Source organism: Marinoscillum sp. HNIBRBA16962 (assembly GCF_057801515.1).
Window position 1 is genome coordinate 2,798,028 of sequence record NZ_CM173603.1, and the last position, 14,788, is coordinate 2,812,815.

Consider the following 14,788-nt stretch of genomic DNA (forward strand, 5'->3'; position numbering starts at 1 on the left):
TAGTATTTTGAATTCACTGTTGTTTTAGTCCTATTGTCAAGCTGCGAATCAAGTAGGAGAATGGGTTTGATGAATTTTATATAACCAATGCTATTAAGACCAAACATGATTAATTGTCATTTTGATCCCGATAGCTATCGTGGAGAGAAATCTTACTCAAGGTTAGCCAAAACTGTTTTTGGAGGAAGCATTTACCTGGGTTTATAAAAATCATATTTCAGAAAATAAACTTACAAAGCTCACCGCCTCTAATGTAAACTCGGCTACTCCTTTTTTCACTTTGATCTCGTCGATCTTTTCCATACCCGAGGTTTCGGAGGTTTTGTATACCTGCAGCTTTTTCACCTTTCGGGGGAGACCATCCAGCGTTACCTTGCGGGTAGCTCCGTTATTGACAACATGTATCGCGTATTGCTTACCTTTTTCGTCACCTAAAGCAGTACAGGTAATGTTTTCCTTACTGCTGGTGAGCGGAAGGTACTTTAATCCTTTCGGAGTACTACCAAGCTGTTTGAGGTTAAAAAAGCGCTGAGTCGGGTGGAGGTCTGTACTATCGTTGCCAAAAATACCTCCACCCGCCAGCGCAGAATAATCAGCGGTAAGTTGCCATTGCAGAATGGTTAGCGGCTGACACAGGGCCATGATCTTCACATAGAGGTTGATTTCATTACGGGCATAAAGCGGCTCCAGAAAAATGGCCGGATAACGCCACGCGGCAGCATCTATACTACCTTCTCCTACAATGAGCGGGAGGTCCAGCTCCCGGGAGACCTTGGTCCACTCCAGGAGGTTTTCATCCTCCCAGCCACGCCAGGAGTGAAAGGACACGGCACCCATGTAGGGATGGGTTTCCGGATCATCCGTTCCTGCTTTTAGAAATGGCCAACCCCGAATATCCGCCGTATCCCCAAACAACAACCGCGTTTTCAATCCCTTTGATTTCATGTAAGCTCCCATTTCTTTGATAAGCCTGGCGTGCTCTTCACCGGTCTGCTTTACATTGATTCCCAGGTCTGACTCATTGAATGAGAACATTTCTACTTCCACACCATAGTTTTCTTTCAGGTACAGCATGTATTTGGTTAATGATTCGTAGATCTTGTCCATTTTGGTAGAGTCCAGCTCATTTCCCCAGACTCCATTTCGGGGGCGGCTGCTGTATTCTCCTATTACGGCCCAGTCCGGAGCAGACCAGTCGGCCAGCATCACAGGGATTCCCTTATCATAGAGACGCTTGGCCAGTTCCATAGAACGCCTGACATGGGGGTGAAGCTCGGTAGTCATCGGATCGGTGTTTTCATCCGGCTGCCATAGTCTCCATGGCAGTTCTACCCGCGCCCAGGATACCCGCAGGTTTTCGAGGCAATAATCGATGACCGGAGGGTCGGTTCTTTGGTTTTGTAAACGGAAATTCCCTCCAATGCCGTCGAACTTCCTGCCTGGTGCAGTCGGGTCCAGTGTGAGACTGACCTCTTCGGTATCCATCTCGCCATCAGCTATGACTGTAATTTGCCTGGAAAACTCTTCGGCCTTTTTTATGCTGTCGGAAGCTATTTCCAGTAAAACACCAAGTGATTTTCCCCATGGACCTTCTATGCTTTTGGCAATAATGCGGGTAGCAGAATCCATTTTTACTTCAAGATTTTGCGTAGGGGATGAAAAGCGGATGCCTTTGGCAAAAACCCTGAGAATCTCATCACCAGCACTAGGCTGAGTCCGGCTAAGGGGCATAGGTGAGGGTTCGATCAGTTCCATGGTTCCGTTTTCGTAAATGTCTACAGGTAGCTCTACTCCGTAATAAACCCCCGTAAGGCTGGTATCCTTTTGGGAGACAAAATCCAGCCCGATTTCAACTTTCCCACGACCAGTATTTTCTATACGATGTTTGAAGAAAAGACTGTCTATCCGTACATCACTAAATTGTACAGGTCCCTTTCTACCATACTGCGAGTATTGACGCTCCTTTCCGGTCACGTGAACCTGGTTCCAGTCCTGTCCCACAACCACCACAGCAGAGCCAAACTCCATAAGTTGACCATCTATGCGTATACCTTCGATGTTTCCCCAGGCTGTTACTTCTGCCTGCCCAAACAGGCAAATGGAGGATAAAAGGAACAATAAGCTTAACAATGCGGATCTTAAAATTCTTGACATATGGAGCATTTTCTATTATGTTGAGAAATGAAACTAGTCAAGAAGCGGCGAATTGAAAGTATTTGTAAACTTTTGATGTGGTAATTATGAATATATTAACCGTACGGCTCTGTTTTCTGAGGTTTTTGAATGAATGTAATTACGGTTTTGTTCGTCGATAATTCTCTTTTGCAAACTCAATAATCCACTCCTGTATTTTCTTTTTCTGATCCTCTGTAGCGCCGATAAAGGCATGATTTACACCATCTAACACGCGAACTTTTGCCGGACGGTTAAAGGTGGACATACGGCTGGCCAGGTAAGTAGACTGGTCAAGGGGCACTAGCTGGTCTTCACTCCCGTGAATAATCAGCATTGGCGGAGCTTTTTCGCTCAAATAAGATAAAGGGGAGTAAGTACGCATAAACGCTTTAGCTCTCGTGGTATCCAGGTCCGGATCAAAACCAAAGAGTCGCTGTGTAATATCAAAATGATCCTGGAGGGGGCCGGGTAACCTGGCCAGAAGCCTTTGAAGCGAATCAATGGTGTTCATATGGTACAGCCCTTCAAGGTTATTTGGCCCGTATACATCGATCAAATAGCCGGGTTCTGAGGTAGGTATTGAATCTGTAAATTTCTCTGCCGGAGCCAGGCCTGTCATCAGGGCGATATGTGCTCCTGCGGATTCGCCAAACAGGCCTACATTGTGCAGGTCGAAGTTATATTTTGCCGCGTTTTGTTCCACCCAATACAACGCGTCGAATGCATCGCCAATACAGTCCGGAAATGGAGATATTCCATCCCTGGCCAGCGTATATTCCGGACAAACAAAAGCATAGCCTTCATCCCTGAGGGTGTTTACAGCTTCATTAAACCGGTTGAAGTTGATGGATTCTTTTCGTCCGGTAATCCAGCCACCTCCGTGGAAAAACAGGATAACCGGTGTTTTTTCGTACCTGGACCGTGTGGGAAGATAAACATCCAGCTTAAGGTCGTTCTTGTAGGGGATCTGGTAAAGTACCTTACCATTGATTATGGGCGCCTGGTTAAAAATAAAGAAATAGGTGAACCAGCCTGCTGTGATCAGTAGGATTAATAGCATGCTGATCAGCAGACGCTTCAGCCACTTTCGTTTACCTGATTTAATTTTCATAAGGTTGATCTACCGGTTACATTCTTTGATTGAAAGATAAGACACAAAGTTTGGATCCGGCTTAATTTCAAAGAGGTATTTTGGTATCTTAGTTAAGACTAAAAGATCTGAAATGAAACGAAGAAAATTCATCCAACAGTCCTCGGCGATCATTGCTGCTACTTCATTAGGTAGTTCATTTCTCAAAGCTTCTTCACTGGTTAATCCCTCTGATAAGATCAGAATAGGAGTAATAGGTTGCAATGGAATGGGCTGGGCTGATACGGTTTCTTTATTGAAGATCCCCGAAATAGAGCTGGCAGGCATTTGCGATGTTGACCAGCGGGTCATTGCTGAAAAGATGGAGGATTATGCGCTTATTCGTCAGAACAAGCCGAAGGTTTATGGTGATTACAGAAACCTCCTGGAAGATAAACAGATAGACGCAGTGGTCATCGGAACCCCTGATCATTGGCACTGCAAGCAGATGGTAGATGCCGTAGCGGCGGGTAAGCATGTTTATGTGGAAAAGCCTGTTGCTAATACCATTGAAGAAGCCAACCTGATGGTGAGTGCGGCTGAGCAATATGGAAAGGTCGTTCAGACAGGTCAGTGGCAAAGGAGCGGCCCACACTACCGGGAAGCAATAGATATTGCGAAATCAGGCAAGCTGGGAAGTATTCGACTTGTAAAAGCCTGGGCCTATCAGGGATGGATGAAACCCGTGCCGGTCATTCCTGACTCTCAGCCGCCTGCCGGGGTAGATTACAAGGCATGGCTTGGACCTGCACCCATGAGGCCATTTAACGAAAACCGCTTTCATTTCAACTTCCGGTGGTTCTGGGACTATGCCGGCGGCCTGATGACCGACTGGGGTGTTCATGAGATTGACATTGCACTTTGGGGTATGGACGCCGTTGCACCTGTGTCGGTAATGGCATCCGGAGGGAAGTTTGCCTACCCAAATGACGCTTCAGAAACTCCGGATACTTTGCAGACAGTATTTGAATTTGATAACTTCAGTATGCTGTGGGAGCATGCAACAGGCATTGATCTGGGGCCTTATGGAAGGCGGGAAGGCATTGCTTTCATCGGCAACAATGGGACACTAGTTGTGAACCGAAGTGGTTATGAAGTTTTGGTTGAAAAAGAGTCAGTAGGCTACGATATGACTACCACGGCCAAGATGGATTCTGTAGCGGCCGTCAACAAGCCTGCTGATATCAGCTACCTGGACCTGCACACGCGTAATTTCATTGAAGCAGTCAGAAAAAATGACCCGACGCTTCTCAATACACCCATTGAGCTTGGCAGCCTGGCAGCGATTAATGCTCAAATGGGAAATATTGCGTACCGTACAGGCCAGAAGGTATTCTGGGATCAGAAGAAAGGTGAGTTTAAAGACAGCAAGGAAGCTAATAAACTACTGAAAGCAAGCTATCATAATGGCTGGAAGTTACCGGATTTAGGTTGACCGGCCTGCAAATTATTGTCGCTCTGTGTTGCAATGTGGTATGATAATCTTCGTTTTTCAGGATACATTCATGGTTTTTGGTGCAATAGTAAATCATTCTGGTTTTGAGAAACATTTTTAAATCCTGGCCGCTGGTCATTCTTGTTTTAGGGCTCTCAGGATGTGATCAGACTCAAAAAGAAGACATAGTGGGATTATGGGAACTTTCGGAGGTCAATATTGACGGATATGATAAAGCCGTTTCTCCCACATTCATCGAGCTGAAGACAAATAATAGTTTTGCCGCTTCCAGGGTTTCAGGGGATGTAGCAGGAATTTACCGTCTGAGAGATAACACCATTGAGTTTCTTAGTGAGGATGACAAATGGTTCGGTACAAACTGGGATATTCGTAAGCTCGTGGACCATCTGCAATTGAAAGGCCTGGAGCCTGGCTATAAGGTGACAATCTTAAAATTTACCAGAATTGATTTCATCCCGTCTTTTGATGAGTTTGAGGCACGGGTTCTCGGTAGGTGGGAGCTGTACAAAATCAGAAAAGGGAAGGATATAGAGCGCCTCGGTAATACGTGGCTTGCCATCGATGAAGATGGTAGCTATTCGATCAGTGACCTGACCGGAATATTGGAACATGGCTATGTGATAATCAATACCAGGCATCGGAAAATCATTTTTGAGAATGAGGATATGGTTTGGAATGCTTGGTTCTATGGAGAAGAGCTAAGACTTGACAATAAAGATCGAAAAGTCCAGTACAGTTTGAGGAAGTAATCAGATATTTTCGGTATTTTAACTCGCATATACTGAAAGGTCAAATGAAACGCCTAAAACTTTTATCCATTTGGGGAGTAATTTTTTTCTCATCATCTCCTCTCAAAGCTCAACTTGAAGAGCACTTACAGCTAAACGAGTTTCCATGGTCAGGAGTTGTTTCCTATACCAATGAGATCGTCACCATAAGAAGTAAACCTGTTCCGGGCTATGTTATCCTTAGCGATCATACAATTCATTACGGTAAGCTGAGAATTAAAGTAACGGAGGAGTTCATAAGTGAGGTTAAGATCAAAAAAAGGAGATGGGAGTCCTTCGCTCCATCGGAAGTTATCGGATTGGGAAAAATAGCTTCGCCGCGACAGCTAATGCTGGGTGGCAGGAATCTTGCCAAAGACACTACGGAGAACTTCATTCCGGTCATTTTGACCAGGTCAGGTTCCCGACAAAATGGATTTTTAAAACAGAAAAAGCTGGTAGGAGGAGGGCGAATATTTCTTTTTGCAGAGTCGCTGGATAGCAGTGTGGAGGTGATTTATGAGAGTGAGGTTGAGAATATTACAGAAGCCGGTGACCCTGAAATGACCCGGGAGCTATTTGACCTGGAAGCCAACAGAAACATCAAATATGGTATGCTGGTGGGAAATAGTGTTCAGGTTGGGTTTGACGGGACTCATCGTGAGGGGCTAAAAATCAAGGCTTTAAGACGTTCTTATGAAAGTGCTGAGCACCACCTTTATGAAGCTTCCCGTGCTATTTACAAAGGAAATTACGGGTACGCAGGGTTTATGTTGGGGAAAGGAGCTTATGAGTATCTGGCTCCACCTGAGGAAGAAGAAGTTGAGATTCCTGCCGAGGTACTTTTTGGAGGTCCTGCTTTTGGCCCCTTTTTACTCAGACTCTTTCAGGCACTGGATACTACAGATTATGAGCAGCCGGATCAATGGGTTTTGGCAGACTACCTAAATACCTATGCACTCTTTCTTCATAACAAAGGAAAACATAGAATAGCCGGCTCTCTATATGAGTACGGCTTGTCCATTTGCAGACATCACCTTCCTGAAGATGCTGAAGTAGCCTTAGCCCTGCAGCACAACTATGCGCTGTTGCGGTTTGAGACCGGATATTACCGGGAGGCGGATAGTCTTTTGAATTCGGTCGGCAGCCGTATTACCAACTTTAAAGGAGCGGATCATCCTGTGATATATGTGGTTAGAAACAATCAGGCAATGCTTTCAGCCCGGATGGGCTCGTTTAAAGAGGCAGAGGATCGTCTAAAGTTGCTCGAAGAAAAAGTTTCAGAAGTGACCCCTGCTTATTCCATAGATGATGTACGCCTTCGTATCAACCTGGCATTGCTGGCTCACCATAACCGCCAGTATGATATGGCTATGAAGACCTACATAAATGCTTTGGAGACCTTAAAAAGCCGGGAGAAGATTTCATTACCTGATTATAACCTGACGCTTCTCCTTCTGGGTGACCTTTATCTGGATATCATGAGAGAAGACCCTGACCAGGCAGGCAGGTTAGATGCTTTTTTGAACGCTGTGAAAGAGACGATAGAAGATGAATACTCCAAAAATCACAGTGCATACGCAGATATACTTCAACTGGAAGGCAGGTATAACCTTTTGATGGGCTCCTATAAAGAAGCTCTGGATGATTTCAAATTGGCAAATGAGATTTACCGGGACACGAAGGGCAGAAAAAGCTATGATTACCTGTCCACCAGTAGAATGATGGCTTTATGCCTGTGGAAAACAGGTGACCTTGACAAAGCTGAAGAACATTTGAGGACCCTTGCCACCAACTACCTTGATCTCAAATCTGAGCTTTTTTCCACGATGAGTGAGGTTCAGAGAGAAGCCTTTTGGAGACAGATCAAACCGCATGTTGACCTGTACTCTTACTTTGCCCTGGAAAATGCGGAGCGCTATCCTGAGTGGCTTGCTCCTGCACTGAATTTCAGAATTCAGACAAAGGGTTTGTTGTTTTCCTCATCCACACAACTTAGGAAAGCCATCAATGAAAGTAATGACCCTGAGTTACAGCGGCTTTTTAACGAATGGGTTATTTTACGGGAAGAACTGCTTATACAGTACAATCTGGATAACGCTGATCGCGATAAAAACTCCCTTAGTGAAACGGAGATAAAAGATGAGCTGGAAAAGGTAGAAAGAGCCCTTGCTAATTTTATCACTGCTCCTGATACGATCACATTTAGTGGCCTGAAAAACCGGCTGAGTCCTGGAGAGGCAATTATAGAGTTTGTCAAAATAGATAAGCACATCGATTACCTGGATACGGCCAGGTATTATGCGTTTATCATAAACTCAGAATCCGAAACTCCCAAAGTAGTAGGTCTGAATAAAGGGGATTTACTGGAGGACCAATTTTACAGCCAATACATTAATAGTATTAATTACCAGCTCGAGGATCTAAGGTCTTATGATAAATACTGGTCACCTTTAGCTAACTACCTGACCGGAATAGAGAAGGTTTACGTGGTAAATGATGGTATTTATAACCTCATCAATGTAGAAGGTCTTAAAAACGGCGAAGGCAAATACCTGGCTGAGAATTTTGAAATCATTTATCTAACAGACCTGAATCAGCCTAAAGCTGGTGCTAAAAGGTCGTCATTCAAAGAAGCTACCCTGATGGGCGCTCCACATTTTAATCACGAGGGTATTCCGTTGCTTCCCGGAGCTTTGATGGAAGTAGATGCCTTAGGTAAGATGTTGGAAACCAAAGGTTTTTCCACTTCTATTTACACGGACAGGTCTGCCACTGAAAAAAAACTGAGAGAAACGAGCGGGAAACAGGGTATCCTGCATTTAGCTACCCACGGATATTTTTTAGAAGATACGAATACCGGAGGTCCGTTGCATACCCTGGCAGAAAGACCCGACCTGCAGTCAGGGCTGATCCTTGCTGAGGCTAAGAGCGAACGACCCGTTTTTCAGGATTTGCATGACGGATTCTTTTCAGCTTATGAGGCTTTGAGCCTTAACCTCAGGGATATTGAGCTGGTTGTGCTAAGCGCCTGTGAGACCGGCAAAGGGAGCCTGGTGGTCGGGGAGTCCGTTCAGGGACTTGCAAGGGCTTTCAAGATAGCCGGAGCAGATTATGTGATCATGAGCTTGTGGAAGGTAGACGATGAAGCTACTCAGAAACTGATGAACGCCTTTTACCAGCTATGGACGGAAAATAATGACTTTCACGAAGCTTTCAGAACGGCTAAAAACGCACTGAGGAAGCAGTATCCCCATCCGTATTACTGGAGCGGGTTTGTTTTGCTGGAATAGCTATTTTTGGTTTTTTTATGGTGGGTGGGGAGGTTACGCAGCTTTCTCCTGGCGCAAGCTATGAGTTGGATCTTTGGGGCAGAATACGATACAGTGTGACCCAGCGGGCTTTGGTAAATGAGCAAAATGGCCATTTCACTCGGTTTTGGGGTCATTTTTGCCACCTCAATTATACTCGTCATAGTTCCCTGTTTATACCTGATCCTGGAGGACATAGTGCAAGCAATTAAGGGTAAACCTGCCCTGGATACCACTTAATGGGTTAGGTGTTATTACCTTATTCTTAAGATATTTTGTAATTTAATAGGGTACTACCGCTTTTTAGCCCGGAATGGAGATAAAACTTATTGATACGAAAGGTAAGTCGCAGAAGGAGATCAGAAAGTATCTGGAACAAGCCACTTTGGAAGTTCCCCTTATTTTTTTCAACCTGTCGGGTACTCACTTACAGTTTATTGAAAAACTCGATGACGCTGAGATAAAGTTAAACCGGGTTAAATTATCCTATGCTCAGGATATAAAACCCGGATGTGTATACCTGATATCTGCAGAACTTCAATTTTCTTTTAACGGCAAGTCAATAATACCTGATCAAAATCATTCTGATAAAAATGTAGATCTGGAAATTTTTGAAAACGAAGCAAAGCATCGCTACCTGATTGAAAGGAGCCGGGAGTTGATCTGCATTCACGAACCCGACGGAACGTACAAATATGTAAGTCCTTCTGTCAAGATGCTGACGGGGTATGATTCGGAGGATTTGATTGGCCAGGATCCTTATGATTACTTCCATCCGGATGATGTGAAACGTATCCACAGGGATTCTCATGACCCTGCTTTGAAAGGAGAAGCTACCAAAAATATTCAGTACCGGTTTAGGAAAAAAGACGGTAGTTATATCTGGCTAGACACCTATAACGAACCAATCAAAGACGAAAGGGGGAAGATTAAATCATTACTGACAGGGTCGAGGGATGTCACTGATCTTAAGAACACCGAATTACAACTCAAAGATAGTGATCAGCGGTTTCGAGGTATAGCAGACAATATTCCAGGGGTGGTCTATCTCTGTCACAACGACGAGACTTACAGCATGATTTACCTCAATAAAGAGGTGAAAAATATCACTGGATATGAAAAATCGGACTTCCTGAATGGTTCAATTAGCTTCGTGGATCTGTATCACCCGGATGATAAGGTAGAAATATTCAGAACGGTTGACAAGGCATTAGAAGAACGAAAACCATTTCATTTATCCTATCGGATCAGAAAAAAAGGAGGCACCAAGTGGGTTTGGCTTGATGAATATGGGCAAGGGGTATATGATGGTGATACGCTCCGAATGCTCGAAGGAATCATTCTTGATAGTACAGAGCACAGAATTGCTGAAAATAAGTTGCGGGTAAGAGAGGCTAACCTGAAAGCTATATTTGAGAGCACTAACAGTATCATTGGATTATTTGATACCAATAAACGTCTTATAGAGTTTAACCAATCCTTCAAGAAATATGCAATGCAAACATCGGGTCTGGTATTATCTCATGGGATGGATCTGATGGATAAGATAGATCCTGATCTGGCAAAGACATTTAGTGAGAATCAGGATAGGGCTTTAAAAGGGGAAAAATTTAAAGTAACCCAGGAGTATATCACATCTGCCGGGACTTTTTATTTTCTTGCAGCATATAATCCCATCTATCAGGACGACAAAATTATAGGGACTTCCCTGTTTATTGAAGACATTACCAGGTTGCGCGAATCTCAGAAAAAGCTGGAGAATTATACGCACAACCTGGAGCAACTGGTTCAGGAAAGGACCAAAGAGCTTGAACAAAAAAATGAAAAACTTCAGGAGGGGAATTTGAAGCTGGAAAAAGCCATTAAAAACCTGAAGTCTACCCAGGCGCAGTTGATCCAGACTGAGAAAATGGCATCTGTTGGGGTGTTAGCTGCCGGAATAGGCCATGAGATCAATAATCCTCTCAACTTTATTCAAAACGGATGTTCAGGATTGATGCAAGAACTAAAGCACCAGAATGGTGATATAGAAAAGTTGAAACCCTTTTTTGATATCATCAATGATGGTGTGAGACGAGCAAGTCAGATTGTAAAAAGCCTTGGACACTTTAGCCGACAGGTAAAGTCTATGAATGAAAAATGCAGGTTACATGCAGTGATTGATAACTGCCTGGTTATGCTTGGTGCCCGATTACGGTATCACGCGGAGGTGAAGAAAGACTACGCACCGGAGGATCTGATAATCATAGGGAATGAAGGCAAACTACATCAGGTCATTCTCAACTTACTGTCCAATGCAGAGCAGGCTATTGAAGATGAAGGTACCATCACTATCTCGACTAAGCGTTCGAAGAAAAATGGAGTGGTGGTAGAGATAATGGATGACGGCATAGGGATTCCCAAGGAGCACATGGATAAGATCAGCGATCCGTTCTTTACGACTAAGGAACCGGGAGAAGGGACCGGTTTAGGATTGTTTATTGTCTATTCTATTGTGAAAGAGTTTAATGGTAGGGTAGAAGTGACCTCCAAACCCCAAAAAGGTACTACATTTACGTTACATTTTAGCGGGGAACAATAATGGTTGAGTATCCAAATATTACTATCTTATACCTGGATGACGAAAAGGATAACCTTTTTGTCTTTGAAGCTAATTTCAACAGGCTTTTTCAGGTCATTACGTCTTCATCTCCTATCGAAGCTCTTGAGACTCTCAAAAAGCATCATAATGAAGTTACTGCAGTGATCAGTGATATGCGTATGCCTAAAATGAATGGTGTGGAATTTATCAAAAGGGCGAGAGAGAAGCACAATGACATTTGCTATTACATCCTCACAGGTTTTGGGTACAATGATGAAATCCAACAGGCTATTTCTGACAAGGTGGTTGAAAGGTATTTCACAAAACCCTTTGATGTTGAAGAGATTAAAAAAACCGTATTGCAGGGAGTAAACCTCTCAGATTGACCCTGACCAACCTATCTAAAACCTTAATCGATAAATTTATTAGCATTTTCTTGCAAAAGAACGTAACCTTTTTTACTGTTGCAGTGTATTAGTTACATAGTACACTAGTTGAACGCTAAGAAATGATAGACATTCGGGATGTTTCATATAGCTACAGAAAGAAAAGACCTGTGTTTAGCGGGCTGAATCTTGAGCTACAGTCAGGTAATATCTATGGCCTTCTGGGTAAAAACGGAGCAGGGAAGTCCACCTTACTGAAAATCATGTCTGGTCTGCTGTTTCCTCAGAATGGCGAACTAGAGGTTGTGGGTTTCCGTCCAAAAGATCGATCTCCTCACTTTCTGGAAGAGATCTACATGGTAAATGAGGAGTTTTATTTACCGCCATACTGCATTGACCGGTTTATAGATTTATACAGTCCATTTTATTCGAGGTTTGATCACGACGCTTTAAAAGATCATTTGAATGAATTTCAACTTGACTATAACCAGAAGCTATCAGACCTTTCTTACGGACAGAAGAAGAAATTCTTACTATCATTCGGACTTGCTACAGATTGCAGGCTTTTGATATTAGATGAACCTACGAATGGGTTGGATATCCCTTCGAAGAGTAAATTCCGAAAGGTGGTGGCCAGTGCTATTCATGATGAAAGGACATTTGTTATTTCTACTCATCAGGTTCGGGATATGGAAAACCTCATTGATCCCATCATCATTTTGGACGAGGGAGAGATTGTTTTTTACCAGAATAATGAGGCAGTTGCAAAAAATATAACCATCAGCAGAGAAAAGGACCTTCCGGATGATGACCTGTTGATTTATTCAGAGCCTCACCTGGGAGGGTATACGGTTGTTAAGAAAAACCAGGGTCGGGAAGAGTCACCGGTAAATCTGGAGATGCTCTTCAATGCAGTAGTCAGTAGTAAAGAAAAGATCTTCGAAATCTTTAAAAAAGATTAGTCAACAATGAAATGAGCATGATGCCGGGACGCGTAGTCTCAACCCAGATATTGAGAACAACAACTGGGTATGATCAAAATTGGGTGGGGCACGCCTAGTGGCAAACAGCCTACGCGGCTCGGCTGATTTCATCAATTTGAAACACATGAAAAGTAACTTTTTCGATATCAGGAGATTTTGGTTATTTCTTAGGCTGGAGCTTTATAAGAGCCGGAAGGGGATCGCTATGGTTATCGCGGTTACTTTCGGGATGCTCTTTTTTATGGGTTTGCTCCTGAGTCTTCTGGTTGAGCAACATACCACTGTTTTCCAACACGAAGATGGATATGCTTTTACATTGATTGCCGGAGGTCTTGTGGTGAGCAGTCTGGCTTTCCATGATCTGGGTAACGTCCTTAAAAGATATAATTATCTGCTGTTGCCGGTTTCGGCATTTGAAAAGTTTTTATGCATGTGGTTGCTCACTACAGTAGGGTGGGTAGTCGTTTACACCATCATTTTTACGATATATACCTGGCTGGCTAACCCACTGGGGGAAATGATATTCAGTAAGGTCACTTTCCTGGATTTTAATCCCCTGCAAGCCTCCACGGTAACATTTATCAAAATTTACATTGCTTTACAGGGTATTTTTCTTGTTGGCGCTGCTCATTTCAAAGGATACGTTTTCCCAAAGACCTTTCTTGTACTTATTCTGTTTATTGCCTTTTGTGGTACCCTGATCTATTTTTCTCTCAAGGATATTTTCCTGGGAGATCATTATTGCGTTATCCTGGATGATGGAAATGTAGATTGTGGACTGATAAATGCATTTGTAGTACATCCCATATGGGGTATCATCCAGGGGTTTTTCTGGTATGTGCTTGCGCCTCTTACATGGGGTGTTGCTTATTTGGGGCTTAAAGGGCAGGAGGTGTAGTATGGAGTTTAGCGACAACCAGCCTATATACCTACAGATTGCAGATCTGTTTTGTGAAAACATTTTATTACGAAAATGGAACGAGGGTGATCGGATACCCTCTGTGAGAGAGATGGCTGTACAAACTGAAGTTAACCCAAACACGGTGATGAGAACATTTAATTACCTGCAGGAAAAAGGTATTATTTACAATAAAAGGGGTATTGGGTATTTTGTCTCGGACAATGGATTTGAAAAGACCCGGGACCTTAGGAAAGAAGATTTTGTACGTCAGGAACTACCCAGGATCTTCAAAGAAATGAAGCTTTTAAACCTGGATCTCACCGATATAAAAAGATATTACGAAAACTATTTAAACAGCGAAGCTCATGCAGATAAGTAAAAAGATATTGATCTCAATCGGCGCTGTTTTAATCATATTTCTGGTTACCAGTCTGATCATACTGAGAGTGGACTTACAAAAGGTAGCAGATGATTATAAGCCTATAGAATATGGAGAAATCGTTACAGAGCCGTTTCAATCGCTTGATTTTTCAAGTAACTGGTCTGTAGAATTGATACAGGGCCGGGTGCAGGAGGTGGAAGTAGGAAACCTCAAACAACTCGACTCAGATTTTAAGATAGAAAACAAAGATGGAATGTTGATGTTCCGTATTGATTCAGCGTATCAGGCTGATAAGATTAAGGTAAGAGTCACGACTCCCAGGGTTAAGCTCATTCGGGCAAAAGGGAATACGGACATTTTCTTGAAGTCTTTTCAATCAGATTCTGATTCAACACAGGTTTTTCTGGAGGATAGTGTATGGTTCAAAACGTTCGGCAATAAGCTGATCAGACTATCGATCAAAACCTCCGGTAATTCCAGGTTAGAATTTATCAGAGACCCAATGGAGTAATGTATAACATAAGTTAAATATTATGATTTAACCAATCTGAACTTTTATCTAGGAAAGCTTAATGAGTAAGTAACACTAAGCCATTTTGAACTGCTATTTGGCAAGCTTGTGCTGAAAGTACAATGAGAAAAGTACGTCCGGACAATTATAACAAGCTTGATTCGCTAAAAATTGCAATGAGATACCTATGCTCAATAATTAATAAA

At 43.1% G+C, this 14,788-nt stretch carries 11 protein-coding genes; 9 read left to right on the forward strand and 2 right to left on the reverse strand.

Annotated elements, in window-relative coordinates:
* Positions 1-210: 210 nt before the first annotated feature.
* Both AC3E9V_RS11790 and AC3E9V_RS11795 read right to left on the reverse strand, forming a co-directional pair.
* Positions 211-2,154: a hypothetical protein gene (locus AC3E9V_RS11790; RefSeq protein WP_488753401.1), complete on the reverse strand. Its 1,944-nt coding sequence runs from the start codon at positions 2,152-2,154 to the stop codon at positions 211-213.
* Between the two features lie 139 nt (positions 2,155-2,293).
* Complete coding sequence (locus AC3E9V_RS11795) at positions 2,294-3,286, reverse strand: alpha/beta hydrolase fold domain-containing protein (protein WP_488753402.1); 993 nt, start codon at positions 3,284-3,286, stop codon at positions 2,294-2,296.
* Between the two features lie 112 nt (positions 3,287-3,398).
* Between AC3E9V_RS11795 and AC3E9V_RS11800 the strand changes: the two genes are divergently transcribed.
* The 9 genes from AC3E9V_RS11800 to AC3E9V_RS11840 all read left to right on the forward strand — a co-directional run bounded on the left by AC3E9V_RS11800 (position 3,399) and on the right by AC3E9V_RS11840 (position 14,582).
* Positions 3,399-4,739, forward strand: a complete 1,341-nt coding sequence (locus AC3E9V_RS11800) for a Gfo/Idh/MocA family protein (protein ID WP_488753403.1) — start codon at positions 3,399-3,401, stop codon at positions 4,737-4,739.
* Positions 4,740-4,843: 104 nt separating this feature from the next.
* On the forward strand, positions 4,844-5,509 hold the full coding sequence (locus tag AC3E9V_RS11805; protein WP_488753404.1) for a hypothetical protein: 666 nt from the start codon (positions 4,844-4,846) through the stop codon (positions 5,507-5,509).
* Positions 5,510-5,553: 44 nt separating this feature from the next.
* A complete protein-coding gene (locus tag AC3E9V_RS11810) occupies positions 5,554-8,820 on the forward strand; it encodes a CHAT domain-containing protein (RefSeq protein ID WP_488753405.1) in 3,267 nt (1,088 codons plus the stop codon).
* 331 nt (positions 8,821-9,151) lie between these two features.
* Positions 9,152-11,419, forward strand: coding sequence for a PAS domain S-box protein (locus tag AC3E9V_RS11815; RefSeq protein ID WP_488753406.1), 2,268 nt, complete (start codon positions 9,152-9,154; stop codon positions 11,417-11,419).
* On the forward strand, positions 11,419-11,805 hold the full coding sequence (locus tag AC3E9V_RS11820; protein WP_488753407.1) for a response regulator: 387 nt from the start codon (positions 11,419-11,421) through the stop codon (positions 11,803-11,805). Before AC3E9V_RS11815 ends, AC3E9V_RS11820 begins: the two co-directional genes overlap by 1 nt.
* Before the next feature lie 122 nt (positions 11,806-11,927).
* Entirely contained in the window at positions 11,928-12,767 is an 840-nt protein-coding gene (locus tag AC3E9V_RS11825; RefSeq protein ID WP_488753408.1) for an ABC transporter ATP-binding protein, read from the forward strand.
* A 145-nt stretch (positions 12,768-12,912) separates the two neighbouring features.
* Positions 12,913-13,686, forward strand: a complete 774-nt coding sequence (locus AC3E9V_RS11830) for a hypothetical protein (RefSeq protein ID WP_488753409.1) — start codon at positions 12,913-12,915, stop codon at positions 13,684-13,686.
* 1 nt (position 13,687) lies between these two features.
* Positions 13,688-14,068, forward strand: coding sequence for a GntR family transcriptional regulator (locus AC3E9V_RS11835; protein WP_488753410.1), 381 nt, complete (start codon positions 13,688-13,690; stop codon positions 14,066-14,068).
* A complete protein-coding gene (locus tag AC3E9V_RS11840) occupies positions 14,055-14,582 on the forward strand; it encodes a GIN domain-containing protein (protein WP_488753411.1) in 528 nt (175 codons plus the stop codon). Before AC3E9V_RS11835 ends, AC3E9V_RS11840 begins: the two co-directional genes overlap by 14 nt.
* Positions 14,583-14,788: the final 206 nt, after the last annotated feature.